Origin of the sequence: Paenibacillus caseinilyticus (assembly GCF_027533645.1) — a bacterium.
Classification (GTDB): Bacteria; Bacillota; Bacilli; order Paenibacillales; family NBRC-103111; genus Paenibacillus_G; species Paenibacillus_G caseinilyticus.
The window spans coordinates 77,056-102,969 of sequence record NZ_JAQAGY010000015.1 but is presented as its reverse complement, the minus strand read 5'-3'; the positions used below and the strand labels follow the sequence as shown (position 1 = coordinate 102,969).

General features: G+C 57.3%; 25 protein-coding genes. 15 read left to right on the top strand and 10 right to left on the bottom strand.

The genetic code is table 11. From position 1 onward, the window contains the following. Positions 1-8 precede the first annotated feature (8 nt). Positions 9-728: a hypothetical protein gene (locus O9H32_RS20965; protein ID WP_269868083.1), complete on the bottom strand. Its 720-nt coding sequence runs from the start codon at positions 726-728 to the stop codon at positions 9-11. A 330-nt stretch (positions 729-1,058) separates the two neighbouring features. On the opposite strand from O9H32_RS20965, the gene O9H32_RS20960 reads away from it, so the two are divergent. Further along, positions 1,059-1,550, top strand: coding sequence for a hypothetical protein (locus O9H32_RS20960; protein ID WP_269868082.1), 492 nt, complete (start codon positions 1,059-1,061; stop codon positions 1,548-1,550). Positions 1,551-1,737: 187 nt separating this feature from the next. Continuing rightward, a complete protein-coding gene (locus O9H32_RS20955) occupies positions 1,738-2,520 on the top strand; it encodes an SDR family NAD(P)-dependent oxidoreductase (RefSeq protein WP_269868081.1) in 783 nt (260 codons plus the stop codon). 307 nt (positions 2,521-2,827) lie between these two features. On the opposite strand, the gene O9H32_RS20950 is transcribed toward O9H32_RS20955, so the two are convergent. Both O9H32_RS20950 and greA read right to left on the bottom strand, forming a co-directional pair. Continuing rightward, on the bottom strand, positions 2,828-4,558 hold the full coding sequence (locus tag O9H32_RS20950) for an ABC transporter ATP-binding protein (RefSeq protein WP_269868080.1): 1,731 nt from the start codon (positions 4,556-4,558) through the stop codon (positions 2,828-2,830). 306 nt (positions 4,559-4,864) lie between these two features. Next, positions 4,865-5,338: a transcription elongation factor GreA gene (gene greA, locus O9H32_RS20945; protein ID WP_269868079.1), complete on the bottom strand. Its 474-nt coding sequence runs from the start codon at positions 5,336-5,338 to the stop codon at positions 4,865-4,867. A gap of 249 nt (positions 5,339-5,587) precedes the next feature. Here greA and O9H32_RS20940 point away from each other — a divergent pair, with 249 nt between their 5' ends. The 4 genes from O9H32_RS20940 to htpG all read left to right on the top strand — a co-directional run bounded on the left by O9H32_RS20940 (position 5,588) and on the right by htpG (position 10,887). Continuing rightward, the gene (locus O9H32_RS20940; RefSeq protein WP_269868078.1) at positions 5,588-6,886 is read left to right on the top strand and encodes a hypothetical protein; all 1,299 of its coding nucleotides are present in this window, start codon (positions 5,588-5,590) and stop codon (positions 6,884-6,886) included. Positions 6,887-7,337: 451 nt separating this feature from the next. Next, complete coding sequence (locus tag O9H32_RS20935; protein WP_269868077.1) at positions 7,338-8,120, top strand: phytoene/squalene synthase family protein; 783 nt, start codon at positions 7,338-7,340, stop codon at positions 8,118-8,120. Between the two features lie 354 nt (positions 8,121-8,474). Then, positions 8,475-8,717, top strand: a complete 243-nt coding sequence (locus O9H32_RS20930) for a hypothetical protein (protein ID WP_269868076.1) — start codon at positions 8,475-8,477, stop codon at positions 8,715-8,717. 289 nt (positions 8,718-9,006) lie between these two features. Next, positions 9,007-10,887: a molecular chaperone HtpG gene (htpG, locus tag O9H32_RS20925; RefSeq protein WP_269868075.1), complete on the top strand. Its 1,881-nt coding sequence runs from the start codon at positions 9,007-9,009 to the stop codon at positions 10,885-10,887. 232 nt (positions 10,888-11,119) lie between these two features. Here the strand turns inward: htpG and O9H32_RS20920 are convergent, their stop codons facing one another. Continuing rightward, positions 11,120-11,512: a RidA family protein gene (locus tag O9H32_RS20920; RefSeq protein ID WP_269868074.1), complete on the bottom strand. Its 393-nt coding sequence runs from the start codon at positions 11,510-11,512 to the stop codon at positions 11,120-11,122. 105 nt (positions 11,513-11,617) lie between these two features. On the opposite strand from O9H32_RS20920, the gene O9H32_RS20915 reads away from it, so the two are divergent. Next, positions 11,618-11,959 carry a winged helix-turn-helix transcriptional regulator gene (locus O9H32_RS20915; protein WP_269868073.1) on the top strand — a complete coding sequence of 114 codons (342 nt, stop codon included), beginning with the start codon at positions 11,618-11,620 and terminating at the stop codon, positions 11,957-11,959. A 92-nt stretch (positions 11,960-12,051) separates the two neighbouring features. On the opposite strand, the gene O9H32_RS20910 is transcribed toward O9H32_RS20915, so the two are convergent. After that, entirely contained in the window at positions 12,052-12,546 is a 495-nt protein-coding gene (locus O9H32_RS20910; RefSeq protein WP_269868072.1) for a helix-turn-helix domain-containing protein, read from the bottom strand. Between the two features lie 99 nt (positions 12,547-12,645). On the opposite strand from O9H32_RS20910, the gene O9H32_RS20905 reads away from it, so the two are divergent. After that, a complete protein-coding gene (locus O9H32_RS20905; RefSeq protein ID WP_269868071.1) occupies positions 12,646-13,152 on the top strand; it encodes a hypothetical protein in 507 nt (168 codons plus the stop codon). An 11-nt stretch (positions 13,153-13,163) separates the two neighbouring features. On the opposite strand, the gene O9H32_RS20900 is transcribed toward O9H32_RS20905, so the two are convergent. Continuing rightward, on the bottom strand, positions 13,164-13,433 hold the full coding sequence (locus O9H32_RS20900; RefSeq protein ID WP_269868070.1) for a hypothetical protein: 270 nt from the start codon (positions 13,431-13,433) through the stop codon (positions 13,164-13,166). A gap of 205 nt (positions 13,434-13,638) precedes the next feature. Beyond that, positions 13,639-14,685 carry a hypothetical protein gene (locus O9H32_RS20895; RefSeq protein WP_269868069.1) on the bottom strand — a complete coding sequence of 349 codons (1,047 nt, stop codon included), beginning with the start codon at positions 14,683-14,685 and terminating at the stop codon, positions 13,639-13,641. A 305-nt stretch (positions 14,686-14,990) separates the two neighbouring features. Here O9H32_RS20895 and O9H32_RS20890 point away from each other — a divergent pair, with 305 nt between their 5' ends. Then, the gene (locus tag O9H32_RS20890; RefSeq protein ID WP_269868068.1) at positions 14,991-16,547 is read left to right on the top strand and encodes an MDR family MFS transporter; all 1,557 of its coding nucleotides are present in this window, start codon (positions 14,991-14,993) and stop codon (positions 16,545-16,547) included. Positions 16,548-16,948: 401 nt separating this feature from the next. Here O9H32_RS20890 and O9H32_RS20885 read toward each other — a convergent pair whose 3' ends face one another. After that, positions 16,949-18,289, bottom strand: a complete 1,341-nt coding sequence (locus tag O9H32_RS20885) for a DUF6271 family protein (RefSeq protein WP_269868067.1) — start codon at positions 18,287-18,289, stop codon at positions 16,949-16,951. A 263-nt stretch (positions 18,290-18,552) separates the two neighbouring features. Between O9H32_RS20885 and O9H32_RS20880 the strand changes: the two genes are divergently transcribed. Then, entirely contained in the window at positions 18,553-18,921 is a 369-nt protein-coding gene (locus O9H32_RS20880) for a hypothetical protein (protein ID WP_269868066.1), read from the top strand. Positions 18,922-19,025: 104 nt separating this feature from the next. Here the strand turns inward: O9H32_RS20880 and O9H32_RS20875 are convergent, their stop codons facing one another. After that, positions 19,026-21,782 (bottom strand): PAS domain S-box protein, encoded by a 2,757-nt coding sequence (locus O9H32_RS20875; RefSeq protein WP_269868065.1) that lies wholly within the window; start codon positions 21,780-21,782, stop codon positions 19,026-19,028. A 285-nt stretch (positions 21,783-22,067) separates the two neighbouring features. Here O9H32_RS20875 and O9H32_RS20870 point away from each other — a divergent pair, with 285 nt between their 5' ends. Beyond that, the gene (locus O9H32_RS20870; RefSeq protein ID WP_269868064.1) at positions 22,068-22,490 is read left to right on the top strand and encodes an organic hydroperoxide resistance protein; all 423 of its coding nucleotides are present in this window, start codon (positions 22,068-22,070) and stop codon (positions 22,488-22,490) included. Positions 22,491-22,756: 266 nt separating this feature from the next. Further along, entirely contained in the window at positions 22,757-23,230 is a 474-nt protein-coding gene (locus O9H32_RS20865; RefSeq protein ID WP_406627361.1) for a PCYCGC motif-containing (lipo)protein, read from the top strand. Positions 23,231-23,305: 75 nt separating this feature from the next. Here O9H32_RS20865 and O9H32_RS20860 read toward each other — a convergent pair whose 3' ends face one another. Further along, complete coding sequence (locus O9H32_RS20860) at positions 23,306-23,668, bottom strand: DUF423 domain-containing protein (protein WP_269868062.1); 363 nt, start codon at positions 23,666-23,668, stop codon at positions 23,306-23,308. A 141-nt stretch (positions 23,669-23,809) separates the two neighbouring features. Here O9H32_RS20860 and O9H32_RS20855 point away from each other — a divergent pair, with 141 nt between their 5' ends. Genes O9H32_RS20855 through O9H32_RS20845 form a run of 3 tightly spaced genes read left to right on the top strand, consistent with a single transcriptional unit; the run spans position 23,810 to position 25,825 of the window. Beyond that, the gene (locus O9H32_RS20855) at positions 23,810-24,394 is read left to right on the top strand and encodes a bifunctional transcriptional activator/DNA repair enzyme AdaA (RefSeq protein ID WP_269868061.1); all 585 of its coding nucleotides are present in this window, start codon (positions 23,810-23,812) and stop codon (positions 24,392-24,394) included. Further along, entirely contained in the window at positions 24,391-24,945 is a 555-nt protein-coding gene (locus O9H32_RS20850; RefSeq protein WP_269868060.1) for a methylated-DNA--[protein]-cysteine S-methyltransferase, read from the top strand. Before O9H32_RS20855 ends, O9H32_RS20850 begins: the two co-directional genes overlap by 4 nt. After that, positions 24,911-25,825 carry a DNA-3-methyladenine glycosylase family protein gene (locus O9H32_RS20845; RefSeq protein ID WP_269868059.1) on the top strand — a complete coding sequence of 305 codons (915 nt, stop codon included), beginning with the start codon at positions 24,911-24,913 and terminating at the stop codon, positions 25,823-25,825. Before O9H32_RS20850 ends, O9H32_RS20845 begins: the two co-directional genes overlap by 35 nt. Positions 25,826-25,914: the final 89 nt, after the last annotated feature.

Here is a 25,914-nt window from a genome sequence, read left to right as displayed (position 1 = left end):
TTTCATCGTTATTTTATCGTAATGTGGAGTTCTGTACTAAGGTTTATATGGGAATGGGAGCTGTCTGAGAATGCGGCGTCAATCCCAATCGTATAGTTCCCGGGTTGTAAAAACAGCGGACTATTCTCATATTCTTCACGGCCCGATCCCTTCTTCTTTTGAAAATGATATTCCCGAATTAAGCCTAAGGAGAGCCTCGCAGAGAGTTCGCTGTTTGGATTCCATATGGATCTTCTGGCCGATAAGTTTCTGTAGATCCCTGTTTGGAATCCCTGCTCATCTTGAATCGAGAACACCAGTACAGGAGAGGCATGAGTTATTTCACGGGGCTGCTCTCCTTTATATACCAAGCTGGCCCATATATCCGGCATACGGCCGTTTTCATAAATGGATTCTGCCGAATGCAATGTTAATTCGTAATCCCCTTCCGTTTTCTTTGAATTAACGGTGGAGAGTTTCTCTACTGCGTCATCATGATAGATGAAGACCGCTCTTTCCGCCTCCTTATATTCAATCGCCCCGCCCATGTTCTCAACCATAAATCTAGCAGGCAAGTACAGATGTCCTTTATAATTTAATATCGTATAAGCAGGGTTTAACGCTTTCAATTCGTCGTTCAGCATGATATGGATGGGAGATGAAAATACGTTCTCTACAGCGTCGGACGAGTAAGCAACGGATGCGGCCATGCTCATTCCCGCAATCAACCCGCAGAATAGTTTTCGCACTACGTAACCTCCTTAGCTTAGCGAAATATTATACCATTATATAACATAAAAGTGTAAAAATATCATAAAATTCAAAGGTGGTTCGAATGCATGCAGATAAAGCACTGCTGGCTGGAGGTGCCTAGTCATTCTTTGGTTATCCGCGGTGGAAGGGTACAATTTAAGCTGCTAATTCGGCGGGGAACCGAATAGGATAAGAGCAGGGGACTTTGCACGAGTAAGGTTCCTTGCCTGATATAACCTCTGTCCGTGTTGTGCGAAAGCCAAGATGTAAGCGTTGACATTCGGATAGTGGCTTCAACTCATACCAGATCAGACGAGGTGATCGTAATGGGGACCCGCTTACTTTCGGAACACATCATCAAGAAACACGCTCCGCATCTGAGGTATATCCGCATCCATTCGGCCGGCGGCCACAAGGCTATCATCTATGCATGGAACGAGGAGCTGAAGCTGTCCGATCAGGATTCCGCCTATCTGCGGCGCCTGGCAGCCGGGCATCTGTCTCCCTATGTGTGCTTCAAAGTCAAATCCTACGATAAGCTGCAGGAGGACGGCGTGCCTTCCATCTCCGAGCTTCCCGGGAGTGTGGTCGAGGCCGCAATGGCCCGCAGCCAGAAGCCCTCCGAGCTGCTGGCGCGGATCAACGAGATCTTCACGATCGGCTCTGTGACCTTCAACCGGTACGATGTCCATACGGGGACCCTGCTGTTCGACGTGTGCCCGCAGTCCGGGGTGACGGAGATCGAGAAAGAGCTGTTTCACCAATACTTGTACGAGATTATTCCGGTGGGCTCCTCCTATGCCTTGAATTATCGTTAAGGGGACAGTGGGCACGCTATAGCTTCGTTTTGCTCCGGCCCCAGCGGCCGGGGCTTTTTCCAGGTCCGGATCACGGCAACGAACAGGAAATGGGGGACAGGCCTCGAATAGTACGTTATAAGGCATGGTAGGTGCTAACAAAGGTGGCTTAAGAAGCCGGAATATAGAAATAAGGAGGAGCATTTCTATGGAACTCGGATTGAAAGGCAAAGCAGCCGTGATTACCGGAGGAAGCAAAGGGATCGGATACGAAACGGCGGTGCAGCTCGTGCAGGAGGGAGCCCATGTCGCGATATGCGCAAGGGATGAGGAGGCGCTGAAAGCCGCTGCCGAGCGCATCTTCGAGCGGACAGGCCAGGAGGTCTTCTACGCGGCCGCGGATGTGACCCGGGAAGAAGATTGCAAGCGGTTCGTCACGGAGGCGGCTCAGCGGTTCGGACGGCTCGATATCGTGGTGAACAATGCCGGCACGTCGGCTGCGAAGCCCTTCGAGCAGGTGGGCGCGGCCGCCTGGCAGCAGGATCTGGATCTGAAGCTGTTCGGCGCGATCCATGTCTCGAACGCGGCCCTGCCTTACCTGCGCCAAGCCGGGGGCGGAGCGATCGTGAACGTTACCGCTTCGATCGCGAAGACGCCGCCTGCCTCGTCCCTCCCGACTACGGTGAGCCGGGCTGCCGGCATGGCGCTGACGAAGGCGATGAGCAAGGATCTCGGCCCGGACAACATCCGGGTGAACACCGTATGCATCGGACTGATCCGCAGCGACCAGATCGAGAAGGGCTGGCAGGCAACCGCCCCGGAGAAGAGCTGGGAGGAGTACTCCCGCGATCCGCGGCACGGGGTGCCGCTCGGACGGATCGGCGGCACGGAGGAAGCCGCCAGAGTGATCACGTTCCTCGTGTCCGATGCGGCCTCCTATGTGACAGGGACGTCTGTCAATATCGACGGAGGGAAGGCCGGCGCGTTATAGACATGCCATATTCCTGCTTGGAGGGATTAAGCCCGCCGTTACGGGAACCGGGACCATCCATGATCATCTACGGCAGGAGTTCGAACGGCACGAAGCAGCCCTGGTCCGGCACCATGCCGGATCAGGGCTGCTTTGTTCGGTTGGAACCCCATACCCATTCCCTCCCTGTGCACCAACGTATGGACTGGCACGCAGAGATCTTAAAGGACGGCGAAGCCGTTGATCTTGTCTGCATGGGCGATACTGCTAAGCGGTTAAGAACGAGGCTGCTGGCTTGCCTCAAGGGTTCCTCAGCGCGATCCCGGGATTACCGCGCATACTGCATAGCGTATAATTGCGCATAGATCCCGTCCTTGGCCCACAGCTCCTCGTGTGTCCCTTCCTCGGCAATCCCTTGTTCAGATAACACAATGATTCGGTCTGCCCGCCTGATACTGGACAGCCGGTGGGCGATGACGAAGGTCGTGCGGTTCTTGGCCAACCGCTCGAAGCTCTCGAGCACCATACGCTCGCTCTCATGGTCCAAAGCGGAAGTGGCTTCGTCAAAAATGAGGATCGGGGGATTCTTGAGAAAGACGCGCGCAATACTAATGCGCTGCTTCTGACCGCCCGAAAGCTTGACGCCGCGCTGGCCGACATAGGCATGGTAGCCGCCCGGCAGCCCCATAATGAATTCATGGGCGTTGGCGAGCTTCGCAGCATGTATGATTTCCTCGTCGCTGGCCTCCGGTTTTCCATATGCGATATTCTCTTGAATCGTGCCGCCGAATAAATACACCTCCTGCTGCACGATCCCAATCTGCTCACGCAGCGACTTCAGCGTCACGGTTGTTATATCGGTGCCATCGATCGTAATGGTCCCTTCGCTGGGGTCGTAGAACCGCGGGATTAAATTGCAGAATGTCGTTTTGCCGGCGCCGGACAACCCTACAAGAGCTATATGCTCACCGGGGCTTGCCGTCAGGCTGACTTGCTTCAGCACGTCCTTCGAGTCGCCGTCATACCGGAATCCTGCGTTCACGAATTCCACTTTGCCTTTGACCTCGCGTAATACGGCAGCATCCTCGGCATCGGTGATGTCCGGCTGCACCGCCAGAATGTCCATGAACCGTTCAAAGCCCGCCGCACCGTTCTGGAGATTCTGCGTAAAGTTAACGAGTCTTTTCACCGGATCGATCAAGGTCGCCAAATACAGCAAAAAGGTAATCAGCTCGGTCAGAAGCAGCGCCTGATAGCTGATCAGGATGCCGCCCACGATAACAACCGAAATCTGGATAAAGGAGATGAATGCGGTCAGACCGTTGAAAAATAAGGCCTCGCTCTTATAGCCGTGCTTCCTGCTCTCTAGAAAACGCAGGTTGCTCTTGCGGAACTTCTCCAGTTCGAGTTCTTCGCCTGCGAACGATTGAACGACTCTGATCCCCGACAGGCTGTCCTCGATCTGCGAGTTGATGTCGCCCATCCGTTCCTTATTCCGTTGCAGGGCGTCCTTTACTTTCAGGCTGTAATGATAGGCAAACAGGAACATGCACGGCAAAATCAAGAAAATCGTCAGCGTTAGGAACCAATCGATATGGGCCAGGATTATAAACGAGCCGGCGATTCGCACCAAAGAGATCACGGCATCTTCGGGTCCATGATGCGCCAGTTCCGAGATATCGAACAAGTCGGTTGTCATACGGGACATCATCTGCCCTGTCTGCGTGTTGTCGTGATAGGAGAAGGAGAGCTTCTGATAATGCCGAAAGCAATCTTCCCGCATGTCGCACTCCATCCGGGCCCCCATCACATGCCCATAATAATCGGTGTAGAAGCCGCAGATATATTCAACGATCATCAATACCAGGAAAAAACCAACCATCTGTATGACCAGCCCCGCTGCGATGCCTTCATCGCTTATTGCGGTTGTGGTGATGTGATTGACCAGCATCGGATACACAAGGACGGTCGCCGAAGCCAAGGCGGCAAAGAGCAGATCCAGAACTAACACTTTTTTGTAAGGCTTGTAGTAGGCCAGGAATGTTTTCAGCTTGTGCAAGTGATATACCTCCATCGCTAAGCGTATGTTTGTGGACAGCCTTCTTGTAAAATGAAATGAGGCGGACATTCGCTAAGTTCAGGTTGTTTGTCATTCTGATCACTCCCGTCGGTGGGTTTATCCTTATGGTAGCAACGCAGCACCGAGCGGACAATGGAACAATTCGTTATAATCAGATCCTACCCACGGCACAAATCTTCCGCTTGCAACGTTCTTGCAGCTGAGCATGCCCAAAAAGACATGCCGGCTTTGGGAGCGGCATGTCTTTTTGGTTGATGGCGGCTTGGGCACAGGAGGCTGCGCTATTTATACGGACCGGATCTCAAGCAGTTCGTATGTGATGATGCCCACCGGGGCATTCACGCTGATCTTATCGCCTACTTTTTTGTTCATCAGCGATACGCCCAGCGGGCTTTCATACGAGATCCGGTTCTCGAGTACGTCGGCTTCGGAAGGGCCTACGATGCGGTATTCGATTTTCTCGGCGAATTCCACATCATACAGCACGACGACGCAGCCTACGCTTACCTTAGACGTATCCGCGGTTTCCGCAATCTTGGCTTTCTTCAGCATCTGTTCGATCGTGATGATCCGCGTCTCCAAGAAAGCCTGGTCATCCTTGGCGGAATGGTACTCGCTGTTTTCCTTAAGGTCGCCGTAGCTGATCGCCGTCTTGAGACGGGTGGCGAGCTCCTTGCGCTTGACCGTTTTGAGTTCCTCGAGTTCCTGCTCTAATTTTGCAAATCCCTCGCGGGTTAGAATTACTTCTTCTTGGGCCATGTCTGCATCTCCTGAACATTAATTTTACCTGGTAACGGCATTCCTTCCTGCCATTGTACACTAAATTGGCCTTACATGCGAAAAGGTTTTGGAGGCCCGGCACGATTCTTCCTCCGCTCACGGGTATCCCGTCCGAATAACGGACTTAGGTATACGCTCTCTCTTTTCTTTCTGTCGCTCAAAAAGATATACTAGAAGCATAGTATGTTGTGTGGATTCCTCCATCCTGCAGTCATGAGGTGAGTGCCTGTGAAGCTCTCTGAGAGAATGACAACGGTCACGGACGATGCCCTGCAATCCGGCAGAGACCAGATCGAGATCCGGTTCGAGCTGCGGGAAGGCGCCCGTATGGAAGCGGCCCTGCTCGCTGAGCTGCTGACTGCGGTTCAGCATACGGTCTATACGCTCGATGCGCGCTGGCTGCCGGATCTGAAGAAAGTGCCTGCCGTGGTAAGCGGGGAGAATGCGCTGTGTGCCGTGCAGATTCACGGCTCACCGTACGGCATCCGGCTGGAGTCGCGGCACGAAGCGGACCTGTTCGGGGTCACGCCCGCCACAAGGGCGGTACAGGCTCTCGCCGAGCTGGTGCGGGACAGTCCGCAGGAAGCGCTGCTCCAGAGCAGCCTGAAGCGGTTCAGTCCAAGAGCTGCTGCCGCTTACCAGCGGCTGCTGGAGCTGATGCTGCGCGCAAAGGCGAGCGTGCTCTTGGTGCACGGCGCGCCGAACGGGGGACACACGTCCGCACGGCTGACCGCAGCCGAATTGGAGAGAGCCTGCCTGCTCATCCAGCAGACGAACGAGAGTACATCCACCCTGACATCCCAAGGGATTCTGGCAGCGGTGAATGTGAAGCGGGGGACCTTCCAGCTCGAAGGCGAAGACGGCACGCCGTACTCGGGGAAGCTCTCCACGGAGATCAAGCAGTCCCTCTCCAAGGGAAACAAGATCGAAGTGCCGATGAAGGCCGATGTGCTGATGGAAGTAACCACGACGTTCAATATCAGTACGGGCAGCCGGACGGCGGCTTACAAGCTCCTGCAGTTCTATCCCCGCAGCGGATCCCTGGAGGACGCCCAGCAGGCCAAGCTCAAGGATACCCTCAGCCGGCTGCAGCGAATGTATAACAAGGTGGAGCGGATGATCTATAGGGAAGGGAGCTTCGCCTCCCAGGAATCCTACGAGGGCGGGGCCAGTCCTCTGTCGCAAGCAGATTATATGGAGCTGCGCGGCGTGGTCGGGCAGCTGGACGAGGAGGACACGGAGGAGCAGACGCTTGCGGTCGACGCGGCTGACCTCACCGTGCTGAAGGATCTGCTCGAACCCGGGCAGCCGATCAGCCAGTTGGCGGAGAGCTCCGGGGCCGCGGCCGCAGGCTTGGCGGCGGATGACCTGTACGGGGAAGAGGCGTATCTGGATCCAGGGGCTCACGCTGCGCTCGCGAAGGCCGCGGAGCAGCACAAGAAGCGGTCCCTGGAGGCGTATCCCGACATGAGGATGCTGCTGGAGAGGCTCGGGAACGTGATCGGTGCGCTGGAGCGGGTCTTATAAGGTGCGGTACTCCTTAGAGTGGAAGGGCAAGCGAAGGCGGTAAGGCAGGGAAGAATCCGGGATGGCCTTCGGCGTTGAGCGCCGTGTTGAATGTATAATCGGTTCGGGTGCGCCTTCGTGAGACAAGTAGATGAAGATGGGGTAATGAATAGGTGCGGAACCATCCGGGGAGACTTCTCCGCGTCCAGGCGCGGGATGCTAGTGCTGCGCCAAGCGGCGCCCACGCTGAAGCCCTCTCCCAAGTCGGATGGGCGGGCGTCCGGGAGGCCCGCCTCTGACAGGATTTGGAACAGAACAGCGGGGCCGGGGAATCCAGGTGTGAAAATGTTTTCATATTTGGTATCCCTGTGGCAACGTATGGTATCATAAGAAAAAAGCTATAGCTAGTCCAACTTAGGCTAGTTACATTTTGGAGGGAACACCCATTACTAACGTTGTCCTGAATGATGCCATGAGCATGCTGCAGAAAACGAGCAGAACTTTTTATATTCCGATCAGCCGTCTGGATCAGGGGCTGCGGGAAGCCGTCACCTCGGCATACCTGTGTATGCGCGCGATTGACGAGATAGAAGACCATGAAGGGCTTGCCCCCGGGGTGAAGTCAGAGCTGTTATACGGGATGCGGGAGGCGTTCCAGGCTCCCAATCTGCAGGAAGCGACAACGAAGCTGCTCGCTCCGTATCAGGGCACGCTGCCTGCGGTTACCATGCAGGTTCACGAGTGGGCGCTGCTCTGTCCGTCGGCCATCGCGCAGACCGTCTACCGCTATATTGCGATGATGTCGGAGCAGATGGCCGAGTGGGTCGACCGGAAGTGGACGATCCGTACCGAAGCGGATCTCGACCGGTATACCTACAGTGTCGCCGGCATGGTCGGGGAGATGCTGTCCGAGCTCTGGTACTGGTATGACGGGACGAAGTCCGACAAGGAGAAGGCCGTGGCCTTCGGCCGGGGGCTGCAGGCCGTCAATATTCTCCGCAACCGGGGCGAGGATCTCGAACGGGGCGTGGACTTCTATCCCGAAGGATGGGAGTTCAAGGAGATGCTGCAGTATACGCGGCGCAATCTGACGATGGCCGATGCGTATATCGCGGATTTGAAGGAAGGCCCGGCGCTCAGCTTCTGCAAGATTCCGCTGGCCTTGGCCCATGCGACCGTCAAGCTCCTTGCCGGCGGCGGCAACAAGCTGACCCGGGATGCCGTGCTGAAGATCGTGAACAAGCTGGGCGGATAGCTGAGTCCCGGGCAGCCGGCTTGCCCGGATGCCTCGGCCCATTCAAGCGTCACGGGTGTATCCCGTTGGACGTTTGCTCGCAGTCTCCTTCGGCTTCGCGGGCAGCGAGTTATTCCTAAGTTTGAGGCTTCCTCCCGGGAAGCCTTTTTCTTATTCAAGGGGTTATATGGCGGATTAAGCTGGGCAGTAAGAAGAAAATGGAAGGATATTTACGCAAGAATGCGCTTTCTTTTCCTTGCCTGCCTTCCGTTCCCGTGATACACTATGATACACAATGGATCAACGGAAGAGGCAGCCGCTACAGATATAACGCATACATATAATGATCACCGCAGACCGGGAAGGACGATAGGGATGAATGAGAAGGAACAGGTGATGCGCCGGAGCATCGATTCATCGAGACTGAATATCGAAGTGTCCGTCATTCAGCTGATCGACCAGCTGGCGGCCGAGCTCGAGAAGGGCTACCCGTGCATTGTCAACGATGCGATCCGCGAACGGATTGCCCGGCTGCAGGAGTGGCAGGAGCGTGCCGAAGCCGAGCTGGACCGGCTGCTTGTCCATTATTGTCCCGGTACCGAAGAGAAGCGCTTGTAGAAGCGCATCCCGACAGCGGCGATCGTAGAAGGATGGTTCCACCGTTGCCGGACAGGCAGTACTATATTAGAAGGCCAAAGTGAAGCGGACCGCCCTTGCAGGCGGTCTTTTTGTTGTTGCTTTGTTGAGCGGTCCTATTGACATGAATTTTCGAGATATGATATATAAAAATAAGAAGTTGGCACTCCGCCGTTAGGAGTGCTAAAATAAGGAGGGCCGAATCCCGCCGCCCTGACCGGGAGGCGGGCCGGTACCGTTCATTCTGTATAATCTGAAAGGAGATTCCTCCATGGCTGTTCAAGAATTCAAAGCCGAATCCAAACGCTTATTGGAAATGATGATCAACTCCATCTACACGCAGAGAGAAATCTTCCTCCGGGAACTGATCTCCAATGCAAGCGATGCCATCGACAAAATCTATTACAAAGCGCTGACCGATGACACGCTCGTCTTCGATAAGGAAAGCTACTACATAAAAGTGACGGCAGATAAAGACAACCGCACGCTGACGATCTCCGATACGGGCATCGGGATGACGAAGGAAGATCTGGAAGCGAACCTCGGTGTGATCGCCAAGAGCGGCTCGCTCGCCTTCAAGAAAGAGATTGAGGCCAAAGACGGGCACAACATCATCGGCCAGTTCGGGGTCGGTTTCTATTCGGCCTTCATGGTCGCCGATGAAGTGACGGTAGTCTCCCGGGCGCTCGGCAGCGAGCAGGCGTTCAAGTGGCAGTCCAAGGGCGCCGAAGGGTACACCATCGAGCCTGCAGACAAAGAGACGGTCGGAACCGAGATCACCATGAAGATCAAGGAGAACACCGAAGACGACAATTACGACGAGTTCCTCCAGGAATACCGCCTGAAGGCGATCATCAAGAAGTATTCCGACTTCATCCGCTATCCGGTGAAGATGGACGTGAAAGTCCACCAGCCGAAGGAAGGCAGCGAGAACGAATTCGAGGAACGGACCGAAGAGCAGACCGTGAACAGCATGGTTCCGATCTGGCGCAAGAACAAGAGCGAGCTGACGGCGGAAGACTACGAGAATTTCTATGCGGAGAAGCGGTACGGCTTCGACAAGCCGCTGAAGCATCTGCATATCAGTGCCGACGGCGCCGTAGTCTACCAGGCGATCCTCTACATTCCGGAGAATACGCCGTTCGACTACTACACCAAGGAGTACGAGAAGGGCCTCGAGCTCTACTCCAACGGCGTGCTCATCATGAACAAGTGTGCGGACCTGCTTCCCGACTATTTTGGCTTCGTGAAGGGGATGGTCGATTCGGAGGATCTGTCCCTCAACATCTCCAGGGAGATGCTGCAGCATGACAGACAGCTGAAGCTCATCGCGAAGAATATTAAGAACAAGATCAAGTCCCAGCTGGTCAGCATGCTGAAGGATGAGAGAGAGAAGTACGAGCAGTTCTACCAGGCGTTCGGCCGTCAGCTCAAGTTTGGGGTGTACAGCGACTACGGCATGAACAAGGACGAGCTCCAAGACCTGCTCCTGTTCCATTCCTCGACGGAGAAGAAGCTGGTGAGTCTCGACGAGTATATCGCGAGAATGCCGGAAGACCAGAAGTACATCTACTATGCCTCCGGCGAATCGATCCAGCGGATCGAACGTCTCCCGCAGACCGAGCTCGTGGCCGACAAGGGCTATGAGATGCTCTACTTCACAGACGATATCGACGAATTCGCGATCAAGTCCATCCGCACGTACAAGGAGAAAGAGTTCAAATCGGTATCGAGCGGCGACCTCGGCATCGAGTCCGATGCGGATGAGAAGGGAAGCGAGGAGCAGGAAGGCGAGAACAAGGAACTCTTCGATTCCATGCTCGAAGTGCTGTCCGGCAAGGTCAAGCAGGTTCGTGCTTCGAAGCGTCTGAAGAGCCACCCGGTTTGTCTGTCCACGGAAGGCGAACTGACCATCGAGATGGAGAAGATTCTGAAGGCGATGCCGAACGGCTCGGATGTAAGTGCCGACAAGGTGCTGGAGATCAACGTGAATCACCAGGTGTTCCAGTCCCTGAAGAATGCTCACGGCACGGACAAAGAGAAGCTCGGTCTGTACACCAACCTGCTGTACAATCAAGCCCTGCTCATCGAAGGTCTGCCGGTGCAGGATCCGGTTGACTTCACGAACGACATTTGCAGAATCATGGTATAAACCAAAGCAAAAGCCCGGAGGCGGGAGGCTGCGGTAAGGAAAAGGGTGAATCTTTAGGATTCACCCTTTTTTGGTATTGCTGCACATTGGCCAAGCGCAGCGCAGGCTTGCACCCCGGGGGGGGGGGGGGGGGGGGGGGGGGGCGACGACCCCATTGCTTTCACTCCAAAAGCGGTTGCGCTTTTTCGATGAAGCCCGGCCGCTCTGAGCTGCGCCGCCCGCGGTGGCCGGGTCAGCCGGTATGTGCGACTGCGCGGATTTCAATCAGTTGGTGAGGGAACGCCAGACCCGACACGCCGACGAGGGTGGCGGCCGGCCGGTGGTCGCCCACATACTCTTTGTACAGAGCGACGCACTGCTCGAAATGCTCTTGCGGGTTAGTCAGAAAGACCTCCATCTCAGCGAGGTTCGACCTTGTTACACCGAATCCCTCCAGCACGCGATCGAGATTCTCCAGCGTCTGCCGGGTCTGTGCCTCGATATCGCCCTCGCCAACAAACTCGCCCTGCATATCGTGTGAGAATTGTCCCGATATGTAGATGGTGCCGTTGATGCTGTAACCTTGAGTAACGCCGAACGTTTCTTCCCATGCAACACCGTGATTGTAAGTTTTGGCCATAGTCATTTCTTTTTCCCCTTTACTTGAAAGTAAGGTTAGTATAAAGTGAACGCAAATAAAAAAACAGTACGCACTAATTTGATAGGTACTACCAGAAAGGATAGTGTAAATATGGGGATGGGCGAATTTACAGGCAAAGTTAAACATATTCAAGATACACCTTTTGGTTATACGTTGTCCGTTATTGGCGGCAAATGGAAGATGGTTATACTGTACCTCCTCGCAGAAAACCAGCCGGTTCGCTTCAATGATTTGAAAAGACGGATCGGAGCGATTACTTATAAAACTTTGAGTTCACAGCTTAAAGAATTGGAAGCGGATGGCATGGTGAAACGCAAAGAGTATCCCCAAGTTCCGCCTAAAGTGGAGTACAGTCTCACAGACAAAGCGGAGTCGCTATTACCCGTTTTGGAAGGGTTATGCGAGTGGGGGACCAAAAACCAAAGCAAGTAAACGCAGTCATTTCGAAGCAGTTTAGCATCTCTACATCCCTGTACCATCATCTCTACCGCGTACCCGGATTGAACTTCATTCACGCCTCATTCCTATTCGGCAGTGGGGCGTGTTGCTTTCTCCAGGCACTGACGCCGGTAGATCCTCGGGGAGGTATTCGATATTTTCTTGAACATTTTGCCGAAATGCGAGAAATTATCAGAACCGACTCGCTCCGAGATCTCGGTGATGCTCCAATCCGTTGCGATGAGCAGGTGCTGCGCTTCTTTCACCCGCACGATATTGATGTATTCGGTGATGCTGTACCAGGTAGCTTCTTTGAAATTACGGCTTACATAGCTGGGACTGATATAAAACTGACGTGATATGGCCTCCATCCGCAGCGACGGATCGGAGTAACGGCTGTTAATATATTGAACGATTTCCTTCATCTTTTGTTTAATGGGAGTCGCTTCTTCCGTATGAATGCCCGTCCGCTTGGAGGCTAAGCGGAAGGAACGGATGAGCAGTTCCGCTGCCAGATGACGCAGTTGAAGCTCGTATCCGGGGGAAGCCTCATGGAGCTCGCCAAAAAACGTGCGGAACATCGCCTCCAGTTGGCGCCTCCTTTTCTCGGAGTTGGGCTTCACCGCAAGATTGATTCTGAGGATGAAGGTTGTGTTCTCGTATGGAGGAGAGTGCCATAAATGAAATTCCCTAAATCTTCTACATGGATCCTGGTCATCTCCATGCTGCTCAATATAGTACTGGGCAGCTTGTGGATGTATAAGAACAATCAGGCCGAGGCGGCCTTAGCCCGGGTTGCTATGATTACGCAGAACGATTTGGTTGAGCTGGAGAGCGCCATTGCTTATGAAGTGGAGCACGAGTGGAAGGAAGAGAGCATTATTCTCGAGAAGATCGAGGATGTGCTCCAGGATCTGTACACGATTACCGCCACAGCGGATGAGATTGGCGTACTAACGGAAGAGCAGGAAGCGATGCTTGACCATCTGCGTGAACTCTTATCCGGCTTTCCGGCTTATACGGGCTTCCCCAATACGGAGCTAAGCGACAGCCAGAGAAAAGATCTGGAGAAGCTCGCAGACAGCTTGCGGAGGGCAGGGTGGGGGATGAACTTAAGCTATAGCGGGGATTGGCAAAGCTTTGAACGGTCGGCCCGGTTGTTAACGGACTATTACGATCCGGGATAGAAGCAATGGGTTCAGAGCTTGGGAAGAATCCAAGAGACCAGAATGCCGGCTAGCGGAAGCCAGAAGGAGCACGAGGTGAGCAGCTTGACGAGCAGGCGGTTCTGCTTCTGCAGATGTCCCTTCCGGTCTTGATGCATGGACAGATCGGTGATCGAACCGGAGGGGTTGTGGATATCAGTGGAGCTGGACAGACCGCCGCCGCGAACAAAGAATAGAAGAACGGTAATCACCAGCAGGAGCAGTGAGCCGATAAACAGATAGTCGGATAAAAGTCTTACCATGGCTGACGCACCTCCATAGGAATTCCATTCGTAACCATATTTACAAGTATACAACAACCTTCAACTTCAGCCAAACCTAGATCCGGAAGGAGCAGGCTCCTGCGTGTGAATATTCAAGCGGAAGCTTCCCTCAACAAAACCACCTCAGCGGGTGGTTTTGTGCGTCCGAGCAAGGGTACTACTGCGGCCTCTTTGCCAGCCAGCCTTACGTCTTCGCCGTAATGTCCGGATTCGCAGCCAGAATCGCCTCCGTACACTCGTCGAGTCTCGGGAGGAACGCGATGGCCTCCCGGGCCCTCTCCATGATCGCGCCGGGGGACTCAAGCCCGAGATCGGCCAGAAGAGCCTCGAATGCCGGGAGATGCAGCCGCTGCACTTCCTGCGGCGCGTCGGCGGCCAGAATCTTGTGGCAGCGGGCGAAGGTGGCGGCGATCCAGAAGATCGCTTCCCGGTGGCTGCCGGACCGGATGAGCTCCAGGCTTCCCCCGATGGCGATGGACCGGGCCGGTGCCGTGATGTCGGAGCTGAAGGGGAACGGGGTCTTCGCTGCCGACGCTGTCGCGTCAAAGGTACGGGCCAGTTCGGCGAGATGATGTTCAGTGCGCTGAGGAGTGAAATGCAGGCATCCCAGCAGCCCCAGCAGCTCCGTATAGAAGGCGCTGCGGCCGTAATCCGTCAGTACGTCACGGACCGCCAGGTAGCGCAGCCGGATCGTAGGGTTGCGCAGCGCAGCTACGAGGAGCACATGGGTGGTGACGCCGGTGGGGAACAGCCAAGACGTCACGAGGTCGTGAAGAGGCAGGGCGGGGGAGAGGGACGAGAGTCCTCCTTCAACCCGCCTGCGCGCATGCCCGCACCGTCGCCGGACCCACTCCAGCTCCGCGAAGCGGTCTGAAACCAGGGCGTACAGTTCATGCAGATGTCCGGTAGGGTCGGCGATGACCGTATCTCTGCGGAAGCCGCCCGCCAGGTGATAATCCGCCAGGACATCTTCAGGCGATGCCAGCTGGGACAGCGGCACATAGGAGACTTCCAGCAGGGCGCCCCGGTAGAGGAACTTACCCAGCTTCGGCAGGGCTTCAGCACGGTCCGTTACGACCATGATGTCGATATCGGAAGCCGGGGGCAGTAGGACCTCCTCTGAAAGCGCTGCCACCGATCCGCTGAAGTAAGCTCCCCGGAAGCCGGCTTCCCTGGCGGCGATCCCAAGCACCCATTCCTTCGCTGCCTCTCGTGCGGTACCTACGTTCATCCCCTCTACCTCCTCCAAATTAGATAAACGCCTTCACCGTCCTTTTAAGGACAATGCGCGTTTATAAGAAATACAAGATTACGGGATCGAGCTCTGGCGAGATCTAGATTCGTATATTTAAAAAAGCCTGGAACAGCTCTGTCCCAAGATGAATATGGAAAAATATGTAAAATAATCAAAGGGGCGTATCTTAGCTATAGAATAATCGATCGCTCAGTATAAGTCTATTCTTTTTTTGGCCGATCACGTATAGTTTCCTTACTGCTTCCGCGGAGCGGTACGATGAGAAGGAGCGTGAGAGACGCATGTTCACCGAAACAAACAGACTTCGCTGGTTGACCCTTGGATTACTGCTCGGGTCCGTACTTGCTTCGATCGACCAGACCATTGTCGCCTCGGCCATGCCCAATGTGGTGAAAGGCTGGGAAGGCCTGTCGCTGTACGGCTGGGTCTTCTCGGCCTATATGCTGGCCTCTACCGTAACGATGCCTATCTATGGCAAGCTGGCGGACTTGTACGGCCGCAAAAAGACCTATGCCGCTGGCATGCTTCTTTTCCTGGCGGGATCGACCTTATGCGGCATGGCGGGAAATATGCCGGAATTCATCCTATACCGGGCTCTGCAGGGTCTGGGGGCCGGGGCCCTGCTGCCGGTTACGTTCACGATGATCGCCGATGTGTTCCCGCCGGAGCGCAGGGGCACATTCATGGGCTGGTTCGGTGCGGTGTTCGCCGTATCCAGTACGGCGGGGCCGGCGCTTGGCGGGTGGCTGGCGGAGTATGGCGATTGGCGATGGATCTTCTGGATCAATCTTCCCTTGGGGGCGGCAGCTCTTCTTCTGATCGGGGGATGCCTGCAGGAGAATGCGGCACGGGATGCCGGTAAGCCTTCCGTCGATTGGCTCGGGGCCTTGGCCCTGACGGGCAGCGTGGCCTCATTCTTGCTCTCCCTGGTGCTCGGGGGATCGGCATACGCCTGGTCTTCCCCGCCGGTGCTGGGACTGATTGCAGCAGGCGTCTGTCTGCTTGGCGCTTTGATCTGGATCGAAGCCCGGGCGAAGGACCCGATGGTGCCGCTGCGGTTGTTCCGGATCCGCTCCATCGCCTACGGCAATCTGGCCGGTTTCTTCGTCAGTGCGGGAATGTTCGGCGCGATCGCCTTCATCCCGCTCTTCGCCCAAGGCGTGCTCGGCATGAGCGCTTCCGCTGCCGGCACCCTGCTCATTGCGCTGATGCTGTCGGCGTCCGTCACCTCCATGGCCTGCGGGCGGTGGATGACCCGCGTCTCGTTCCGCGGGATTCTTGTCCCAAGTCTCGGCGCTATGCTCATCGGATTCCTGCTGCTGAGCCGTATGGATGCGAATACGGGGGCTGCCGTGATGATTCTCTATCTGATCTTGACAGGTCTTGGCATGGGGAGCGTATATCCCGCGTTGGGCACGGCGGCCCAGAATGCCGTGGAATGGAGGGAGCGCGGAGCGGCGACCGCCGGCTCGCAGTTCTTCCGCTCCATCGGCGGTACGCTAGGGGTCAGCGTACTCGGAAGCCTGCTGTCGGCACGGATCTCGGCAGGAGCGGGTGGATACGGTGCCGGTGCAGGAGAGAATGAACTCCAGCGTCTTCTGCTCGATCCGGTTATCCGGGCCTCTCTGCCGGAGGAGGTACTGGGAGGCCTGCAGACCGCCTTCAGCGATGCGCTGAGCGGCGTCTTCCTGGCCGGGGCCTTGTTCGTAGGGATCGGTCTAATCGCCAGCGTCCTGATGGGGAACGCGCGGATGGAACGGGCGGTGAAGGGGGAATCGATGCGAGGAAGTGGAGGAAACGAGAGGGTGACAGATGCGATGAAAGGGGAGATCGGGTGAAGGATGCCATAGGGAATAAGGATGAAATAAAGTAAGGAAGGCCACACGGAACAAGGCTGCCCGCAGCGGCAGCCTTGTTCCGTACCAGGTAAATGCTTGCGCTTATCGCTATCCAAACCTGACCAGACCAATCCATATCAAACCAAGCCAAGCCAACTCATGCCAAGCCAACTCATGCCAAGCCAACTCATGCCAAGCCAACTCATGCCAAGCTAACTCATGCCAAACCAACTCATGCTCCCGGGGCAGCCTATTCCATCGGGTCCGCAGCTTTGTCCGCTATAGCTAAGCGCCTTCCAACAGCGAAACTGCCTGCCGTCGCGCCTGTCAGAATGCAAGGAATGCGCTGGCCCGGCGGCTATAGCTAGCTTACATTATGGCTGTCACCTGCCCGGAGGGGCTCAGAGCTGCACATAGCGCAGCTGCCTTGCCGATTCCACGAGCTCCCGCCACATGCTCTGCAGCAGGAAGCTTCTGCGGTAATCCCGGTCAAGCTCCTCTATCAGCAGATCTTGGCTGCGGATCAGCTCTTTGGCAATCAGGCGGTATTCTTCCAGCGGAGAGGGCTGCAGCACCCCGCTCACCAGCTCATGCAGCACCTGCAGGCGCGAAGCGCGGTCTCGGCTCCGGTGGCAGCGGGAGAGAACCTCCGCCAACTGGGCCGGGGTGCCGGCTTCCATGTGAGCGAAGAAGCCGGTCCGGCCCGGCAGGCGGACCAGGTGGAGGTAATCCCGGCCGAACACCGAGATCAAGTGGTTATAGTCCGCGAGCTTCGCGATGCCTTTCCAATACTGCAGCATCTCGGACAGCACACGGCGGCCCGGGCTGTGGGCATGGACGATTTTGTTGGGATGATAGACGCAGGGGGCATGCAGCATCGCTCCCAGAATGTACGTATGGTAGTCGAAGCCGATACAGCGCGAACCGATAAAACTGGGAATCCATTGGAAAATGTCCTTCATCGCCATATTGCCGCATTCCGGATAGAAGGGAGTAATCTCGGGGAGGGCGGGCCGCCCTTCGCAGGTGATGAGCAGCACCCCGGAGGAAGGGCGATCTTGATCCTCTTGGCCCAGCGGGTATTTGGCCCGGATATAATCCGGGACTGAGTCTTCCGGAATGCTGAGCGCCTTGAGAAACGAGGGCAGGGCCTGGCTGTTCTTCTCCTGCAGCCCGGCGAGGTCGACGTTCCAGTCTCCCGTATAGTCGCTTCCGGCGATGAGGATCTCCTGCTCCCGCAGTCCGCCGGAGGGCTGCTCGACGGAGTTCATGCCGGAGTCGATTTCACTCACCTTGCGGCCCAGATACATAAGCTCGCCCTGCACGGGATAGCGGGATTCGTCGAGCCCGGCCGTCGTCGTATCGGAGTCCCGGCGGTGAATGACGTACCTGCCGTATTTGACCGCGTAGAGCGCCGTCATGTTGAATACTTTGCCGTAATCCCCTTCCTCGGGATACGGATAGAGCAGATTCATGAGCAGATCCGTATCCCGCAGCGACGACACGGCGAGCTGGCGGACCCACTGCCGCTGTTCCTCCAGATCCACGTGATGGATAGGGAAGGGGGAGGTGCGCTGCAGCTCCTGCAGATCCTCGCGGTTGCGCCGGGAGACTCCGGGCTGTGCGTTATCCAGCACTAGGAGCTCTTCGGGATCCCGGCCGGCGCGCTGCATGACCAGCATCTCTTGAACCGCGGATCTCGCTGCTTGGAGTACTGGGCGGTTCGTAGGAATGACAAACACAATCGTGCCCTCTTTCGTCTGTATCGGATTTCCAAGTGTTGGGTGTACAGACGCAATCTATTATAGAGAGTAACAGGCATTAGGGGTATGAGGCAATCTTCAGCAGTACGGTTTGTGAATTATAGAATAGCAGGGCGCAGGGATCCTCCCGGGACAAATTCTAAGATGGAACGGGGCGCCATACACATGAGGATAGCAGGCCCAAGGCTGGCAGAGTCTGGAGACAGAAGGGCGGGTGCGTACGGATGTCTTTCTTCGAGAAGATGAAACAAAGCGCGGCGGAGGCGGCTCGGCTCGCGCAGCAGACGCTGGAGGTCACGAAGCTGAACGCTCAGATCGCCTCGCGGGAAAAGGAGGTCGAGCGCAAGCAGCTGCTGGCCGGGCAGGCGGCCGTGAGCGCTTATGCGGCAGGTAATATTGCGGCGGCGCAGGAGGCGGTAGCGGAGCAGGCGGGGGCCATCCTCGATCTCCAGAAGGAGATCGAGGGGCTGCAGGCGCAGGTGCTTGCGGTCAAAAGCGAGAAAGCGTGCCGCTGCGGCCATCACCTGCCCCGGCATGCGCTGTTCTGCTCCAAGTGCGGATACAAGTTCACCGGAGACGCGCTTACCGGCCCGGGGGAAGAGGGGCCTTAGGCTCCGACAGCCGCAGGAAGCGCGGGAAGAAATGCGAAGCCTTGCCCCAAGAAATGCCAAGAAGGACAGACTTCGGTCTGTCCTTCTTGGCGTGGAATGCCGTTCTATGCACCGCTGAGGGCGGCATGGGGGGACCACATCTTCAATACCCGCTCCACTTCGCGGGCGAAGACCGGCTTCGAGATGAAATCGTTCATGCCGGCGAGGAGGCAGGCGTCCCGGTCTTCGGACTGGGCGAAGGCGGTGACCGCCACAATGACCGGCTGCTCCTGCTCCTGGAATAAGCGGCGGATGACGGCCGTGGCTTCGAACCCGTCCATCTCCGGCATCTGCAGATCCATGAAGATAAAGTCGTAAGAGCTGCGTTCCACCGCCCGGACGGCTTCCGCCCCGTTCACGGCGGTATCGGCAGCATAGCCAAGCTTCCTCAGAAGCAAGACGAAGAGCAGGCGGTTCACCTCGTTATCATCGGCAACCAGGATCCGCAGGGGACCGTATAGAGGCCTGGACTCCGGCGCGCCGCTGCCGCTGCTCTGCACCGGAAGTCCGTCCGCCATGTACTCGGTCCCCCCTTGCTCTGTGCTTACCGGCTCCGCAGCGGGAAGGCCGTAGGGAATCAGGAAGTGGAACGTCGATCCCGACGCTTCCCCGCTGTCTACGCCGATGTCGCCTCCCTGCAGCTCCACGAGCTTTTTGCATATCGCCAGCCCAAGTCCAGTGCCGCCATACTTGCGGTTGATCGTAGGGTGCAGCTGCGAGAACGACTGGAACAGCAGGTTATGCTTGTCGGAGGGGATGCCGAGGCCTGTATCCCGTACGGAACACTCGACGACGGCCCTCCCCGGTTCCAGGCCGGGCTGCAGCCTGGCGCTGACCTCCACGCTTCCTTCCTCCGTGAATTTGAGCGCATTGCCAACGAGGTTGACCAGGATCTGCCGCAGCATGCCTTCGTCCCCCAAGACGACAGCAGGCACGTCTTCGTCGAGGCGGAAGCTAAGCGTGATGCCGCGTTCAGCGGCTCTCGGGGAGAAGAGTTCGATTACGCTTTCCATTACGGCATGGATGCTGAACGGGTCATGGGCTGCCTCCGCTTTTCCGGACTCGATCTTGCTGAAGTCGAGAATTTCGTTCAAGATCTTGATCAGGGCATAGCTGCTCCGAAGGATGATATCGGCGTAACCCCGCTGTTCCTCGGTGAGCTCCGTTTCGGCGAGCAGGTCGGCCATGCCGATGATGCCGTTCATCGGCGTACGGATCTCGTGGCTCATGATCGCAAGAAACTCCGACTTCGCCTGATCCGCCCGTTCGGCCGATTCCTTGGCCCGGATGATGGCTTTCTCCCCGGTCCGGTCCTGGAATACGACGACAGCTCCTTTGAGCTGCCCTTTGTCCAAGATCGGGCTCGCGCGGAAATCCGCGAGGAAGCTCGAGCCGTCCTTGCGCCAGAACACCGCTTCCCGGTTCTCATACGGCCGGCCTTCGCGGATGGCGTCCTGCAGCGCGCTGTCATCCGAACCGCCCGGAGACCCCGGGAAGCGGGCCTGCTGCATTAACCCGAGATAAGGCCTGCCGATCAGCTCGCCGGGTTGGAAGCCCAGCATGGCGGCACCGGCCGGATTGATGAAGACCGCGTGCCCCTTCTCGTCGAGACCGAAGATCCCTTCGGATACCGAACCGAGTATCAGCGTATAATCGCGGCTCAGCTTCTCGATCTGTTCTATGTACCGGTGGCGTTCCGTAATATCGACGGAGATGCCGTAGACGCCGACGACTTCGTTATCGACGATCATCGGAATATTCGTCGAATGGATTTCGACAGGATGGCCATCCTTATGGATAATCGTAAGATCGTAGCTCTGGGGGAAACCTTTCGCGGCGAGGGCAAAGTGGTGCTGGGTCTTCGCTAGATCCTTGACATCCACAATCGGGCCCCAGTACATGCCGATGAGCTCCTCCAGGGAGTAGCCGGTCAGCTTCTCGAGATTGGCATTAGCTGTCAGATAGTCGCCTTCCAGATTCATGGAATAGACGGCGGCTGGGTTATGGTCGAAGAGTGACTTGTAGCGCTGCTCGCTCTCCTGCAGCCGCTGCTCGGACGCACGCCGCTCCGTGATATCGCGGGAGATCGAGATGATCTCGTCGATGCGGCCGTCCGGATCGAAGGTGTAGCGGGAGGTGGACTCCAGCCACACGTACGCTCCGTCCTTGCGCCGGAAGCGGAAGATCACCTGACTGCCTTCCGTATTGATATTGGCTTCCAGGAAGGCCTTGACTCTATCGAGATCGTCCGGATGTACGAGGGAGAGTGCGCTGAGGCCGACCATTTCTTCGGGGGCGAAACCAAAAAAAGTCCTGCAGCTGGGCGAGGAAAAGGTGATCGTGGCTTCTTCGTCCGCCCGGTGCCGGGAGATCCAGTCCAGGGTGACCTCGGAGATTAGGCGGTGCCGCCGTTCGCTGTCGCGCAGCTGATCTTCGGTCCGGCGCTGTAAGGTTATGTCCGACACATGGACGAGGTAGGCTTCGGGCGACGCCTCATTCGGTTTATCGAGCAGGGACAGGTGGAGGGAGGCCCACACTTCGTGCCCTCGTTGGTGGAGGTACCTTTTCTCGAACGCGTGTGGCGTTCCTTCGGCACGTCCGCCGGAAGAGCCGGCGGTACGGTCTCTTAACAGGATATCGCCGGGACGGGTTAACTCCTCCTCAGAGAGGCCTGCGAGTTCTTCCGGCGCATAACCCAGCATCCGGCAGAAAGCGGGGTTGACTTTCACCCAGCGGTCGGACCCCGGAGCATACAAACCGATGCCAAAGGGGGCGCTCGCGTAGGCAAGTGCGAATAGTGCATAATCGTCGAACGTATTCATGGATGGACAGCCTCCTTGGGCTTGCTTGCTTTCTGGCTAAGTATGGTATGGACATTATACAGCACGATGAGGGAGAGGAGACAACTATAATATTTACCCTGCCGGAGGCCTTCTGAATTGAATGTAAGGCGGCTCGGCCATTGGAACGAAAGCTTGCCGGGATAGGAGCCGCCTTCCTTTGATAACATGCAATCCAAATCAGTTGACTTCCCCAATCTATTGACACTTCAAAATAAATTGTGTAATATTAAATTGTAAACAATTTAATATGAACGGAGAATGAACATGAGCGCATTATATACAGCGGAAGTAACGGCGACAGGCGGACGGCAGGGCAGAGTAGTATCGGCGGACGGGGTGCTGGACCACGAGATTAAGATGCCCAAAGCGCTTGGCGGCCCCGGCGGGGAAGGCACGAATCCCGAGCAGTTGTTCGCGGCGGGATACGCGGCTTGCTTCGACTCCGCATTAAACCTGGTGATCCGCACGAAGCGCATTCCGGAGGTTACCCATACCTCGGTTACCGCTCACGTCTCGATCCTGAAGGACGAAGCGGACGGCGGGTTCAAGCTGGCCGTGGAGCTTGAGGTATATATCGAAGGAGCCGACCGGGAGGCGGCGCTCGCGCTGGTGGAAGCGGCTCATGGCGTATGCCCTTATTCCAAAGCGACACGCGGGAATATCGAGGTAGCGCTGCGGCTGGTGTAATCGGATGAAGCGATACGCTGCGGCGCTGAAGTGAAGGTGCTGAAGTGAAGGTGCAGAAGCAGCAACCGCATCTATAAGCCGGGGATCAAGATGGCTGGGTGAAAGCTCAGAGAAAATGCGCAGGGAAAAAGCGTAGAATGAAGCAAGCGCAGGGCGGCACATCCTGGCCGGGCGGGCCCGGTTTTGTGTTCGGCGGGCGGATTTGGTACTATGAGACGGAAGCAATCCGGATTCATAGGAGGACAATATACGTGAAATTCAAGGCGATGGGGCTGGCACTCCCGCTCGTGATGGCGGCGAGTCTAACCGCTTGCGGCGCCAAGGAAGCGGCGGAGAAGCCGGCTGTCCATGCCGCGGCGCATCATGGCGATATCCAGGAGACCACGGCATCTCTCGATATCCTGCCTTCGTTCCTCGCATCCCAGCCGGAGCAGACTCGTCTGATCTATGGGATTGCGGCGAAGAACATCGACCGGCTGCAGTGGATTCCGTGTTACTGCGGCTGCGGCGAGTCGGCAGGGCACCTCAGCAATAAGAATTGTTTCATTAAGGAAGTGCGGAGCGACGGACAGGTGGTGTGGGACGATCACGGGACGCGCTGCGGGGTCTGCATGGAGATCGCCGTGAAGACGGCCAAGCTCACGGCGGAAGGCAAGACGCTCAAGGAGATCCGGGCGCAGATTGACGCCGAGTATGCCAAGGGCTACGCCAAGCCAACCCCGACGCCGATGCCGTCTTGATCTGCGGACGCGCGAAGAACCTCAAGAAGTATTCTTGAGGTTCTTCGGCATGCGGGCAGCGCTTCTGCGGGGCGCCTAGAGCGCCGAGATCAGCACCAGAATCCAGCCGGCCAAGAAGGCGAGTCCGCCCAGCGGCGTGATCGCGCCGAGCTTGCGGATTCCCGTCAGACTCAGCGCATACAGGCTGCCGGAGAAGAGGACGATGCCCGCCATCAGCAGCCAGCCTGCAGTTGCGAGCAGCCCGGCTTCCGGCTTCAGTCCGGCGAGCAGACCGATGAGAAGCAGTCCGAGCGCATGGGCCATATGGTACTGGACCCCGGTCTGGTATACCTTCATGGCGTCTTCGCTCAGCTTGCTCTTGAGGCCGTGGGCCCCGAAGGCGCCGAGCGCGACGACCAGGAACATGTTCAAGCTTCCGAGTACGAGTAAAGTGGACATAAGTGAACGCCTCCCTACGAAATACTACCGATTCTGGAGCTTCGCGTCAACGCCGGAGGGCTGTCGAAATGTTGCTCTCGTATCCGGGAGACATGTCAAAAGCGGCAGGCTCGGGTTATACTGGCGGTAGGAGGTGATCTTGTGGATCCCGAATTGTTCGACCGTATCTATGAATCCATTGCGAGCAAAGAGAGCACCTATGACGGTGTGTATTATACAGGCGTGCTGACAACTCGGATCGTATGCCGTCCGTCCTGCCGGGCACGGACGCCGAAGCGCGAGAATATCAGGCTGTATCCGAGCGTGGAGGAGGCCGTCGCGGCCGGCTTCCGGCCCTGCAAGCGGTGCAAGCCCGAGTCGCCCGGCTCCCACGGCCCGGACGCGGCGCTTGCGGCCGAGGTAGACGCCTTGATCGAAGCGGGGTTCGGCGGCCCCATTACGCTGAAGACGCTTGCTGCCCGACTGGCGGTCTCGCCGTACCATCTGCAGCGGACCTATAAGCGGGTGACAGGCCGCAGTCCTGCCGAGAGGCTGCAGATGGCAAGGGTGCAGGCCGCAAGGCACATGCTGGAGCACACGGAGTCGTCCATGACGGAGATCGGTGCGGCGGTTGGTTTCCGGAGCCCGTCGCACTTTGCGGTTTGGTTCCGGCAGCAGACGGGCTTCAGTCCCACCGCGTTCCGGGAAGTTCACATGGGGAGTATCCCGAAGGAGGAGAGAAGATGAGCGAACCGGTTGTATATTACACAACGTTTGGGGTGAGGGGCGAGGAGTGGACCCTGTTGGCCACGGACAAAGGATTGTGCCGCATTCACTTTCCCCACGAGACGCTGGAGGCGGCGCTGCCTTGGCTGCAAAGGCACCTGCCGGGGGCCGTCTTGACGGAAGACAAGGCGGTCTTTGAACAGAACGGCGCCCTGGAAGCACTGACGGCGTATTTTGCCGGAGAGCCGGTCCGCCTGGAAGAGATCCCGCTTGATCTGCGCGGTACCGCCTTCCAGCAGGAGGTATGGCGGGAGCTTGCCCGCATTCCGGCCGGCCGCACCCGGTCGTACCGGGAGATTGCGGAAGCGGTCGGCCGGCCGCTGGCCGTGAGGGCCGTGGGAGCGGCGAACGGAGCGAATCCGCTGCCGGTGATCTTCCCGTGCCACCGGGTCATCGGCACGAACGGCAAGCTGACAGGCTACCGCGGCGGGCTGCGGATCAAACAGCTGCTGCTCGAGCTGGAAGGGGTGAAGGGACTTGACGCCGCCGGACACGAACGATTCCGTTTTTGAGCTGGAGCTTCTGGATCACTTTCGCTTCTCCGTCTGTCTGGACTATATGTCCCGATCGGACAACGAATCGCTCTTCGAGGTGAGGGAGAACGGAGTGAACCGGCTGCTGGTGCTCGCTGGAGAGCCTGTTCTGCTGCGCTTGACGAGCAGGGACGACCTCCGTCTGGAGATCCGTGTGCTCGCTGGCCGGTGGAAAGGGCAGGAGAGCAAGGAAGAGGCGGTCGCCTATATCCGCGACTGGTTCGATCTGGACCGGGATCTCTCGCCGTTCTACCGCATGGCGGACGGTCATGCGATGCTGGGCGGGCTGGCGCGGGAATTCCATGGTCTGCGTCTGGTCGGCGTCCCCGATCTCTTCGAAGCGCTGGCTTGGGCGATCGTCGGCCAGCAGGTGAACCTGGCCTTCGCCTATAAGCTGAAGAGGAGGCTCACCGAAACGTATGGCGGCGCCTTGGAGTGGGACGGCACAACCTACCGGCATTTCCCCAGTCCGGGCCGTCTGGCGGGCATCGATCCGGAGGAGCTCGGGGCGCTGCAGCTCACGAGGATGAAGGCTTCGGCCATCGTGGCGGTAGCGAAGGCCATGAGCGAAGATGGATTATCCAAGGAAGGGCTGCTCGCGCTCGGCTCCTTCGGGGAAGCCGACCGAGAGCTGCAGCGCATACGGGGAGTGGGCCCCTGGACCTCGCAGTATGTCCGGATGCGCTGCCTGCGGGACCCGCTCGCTTATCCTGTAGGCGATGTGGGACTGCACAATGCGGTCAATTTCAAGCTGGGGCTGGGGCGTAAGCCCACCCTGCCGGAGCTGACGGACTTATTCGCGGGCTGGGCCGGCTGGGAAGCTTATGCGGCCTTCTATCTATGGCGTTCCCTGTACTAGAATGAAAGAAGCAGGGCGCGGAATAACGGACATACGGAAGAGATCGGGGTGGAGCTTGTTCTCCACCCTGTTTTTGTTCTTGGTAAGGC

Excerpts from the sequence above, each read along its gene's own strand:
- htpG (WP_269868075.1), top strand. The coding sequence starts at position 9,007 with ATGGCTGTTCAAGAATTCAAAGCCGAATCCAAACGCTTATTGGAAATG.
- O9H32_RS20935 (WP_269868077.1), top strand. The coding sequence starts at position 7,338 with ATGAGCATGCTGCAGAAAACGAGCAGAACTTTTTATATTCCGATCAGC.
- O9H32_RS20875 (WP_269868065.1), bottom strand. The coding sequence starts at position 21,782 with ATGAATACGTTCGACGATTATGCACTATTCGCACTTGCCTACGCGAGC.
- O9H32_RS20955 (WP_269868081.1), top strand. The coding sequence starts at position 1,738 with ATGGAACTCGGATTGAAAGGCAAAGCAGCCGTGATTACCGGAGGAAGC.
- greA (WP_269868079.1), bottom strand. The coding sequence starts at position 5,338 with ATGGCCCAAGAAGAAGTAATTCTAACCCGCGAGGGATTTGCAAAATTA.
- O9H32_RS20895 (WP_269868069.1), bottom strand. The coding sequence starts at position 14,685 with ATGAACGTAGGTACCGCACGAGAGGCAGCGAAGGAATGGGTGCTTGGG.
- O9H32_RS20930 (WP_269868076.1), top strand. The coding sequence starts at position 8,475 with ATGAATGAGAAGGAACAGGTGATGCGCCGGAGCATCGATTCATCGAGA.
- O9H32_RS20920 (WP_269868074.1), bottom strand. The coding sequence starts at position 11,512 with ATGACTATGGCCAAAACTTACAATCACGGTGTTGCATGGGAAGAAACG.
- O9H32_RS20860 (WP_269868062.1), bottom strand. The coding sequence starts at position 23,668 with ATGTCCACTTTACTCGTACTCGGAAGCTTGAACATGTTCCTGGTCGTC.
- O9H32_RS20865 (WP_406627361.1), top strand. The coding sequence starts at position 22,757 with ATGGGGCTGGCACTCCCGCTCGTGATGGCGGCGAGTCTAACCGCTTGC.
- O9H32_RS20910 (WP_269868072.1), bottom strand. The coding sequence starts at position 12,546 with ATGTTCCGCACGTTTTTTGGCGAGCTCCATGAGGCTTCCCCCGGATAC.
- O9H32_RS20915 (WP_269868073.1), top strand. The coding sequence starts at position 11,618 with ATGGGGATGGGCGAATTTACAGGCAAAGTTAAACATATTCAAGATACA.
- O9H32_RS20960 (WP_269868082.1), top strand. The coding sequence starts at position 1,059 with ATGGGGACCCGCTTACTTTCGGAACACATCATCAAGAAACACGCTCCG.
- O9H32_RS20890 (WP_269868068.1), top strand. The coding sequence starts at position 14,991 with ATGTTCACCGAAACAAACAGACTTCGCTGGTTGACCCTTGGATTACTG.
- O9H32_RS20900 (WP_269868070.1), bottom strand. The coding sequence starts at position 13,433 with ATGGTAAGACTTTTATCCGACTATCTGTTTATCGGCTCACTGCTCCTG.
- O9H32_RS20870 (WP_269868064.1), top strand. The coding sequence starts at position 22,068 with ATGAGCGCATTATATACAGCGGAAGTAACGGCGACAGGCGGACGGCAG.
- O9H32_RS20905 (WP_269868071.1), top strand. The coding sequence starts at position 12,646 with ATGAAATTCCCTAAATCTTCTACATGGATCCTGGTCATCTCCATGCTG.
- O9H32_RS20850 (WP_269868060.1), top strand. The coding sequence starts at position 24,391 with ATGAGCGAACCGGTTGTATATTACACAACGTTTGGGGTGAGGGGCGAG.
- O9H32_RS20880 (WP_269868066.1), top strand. The coding sequence starts at position 18,553 with ATGAAACAAAGCGCGGCGGAGGCGGCTCGGCTCGCGCAGCAGACGCTG.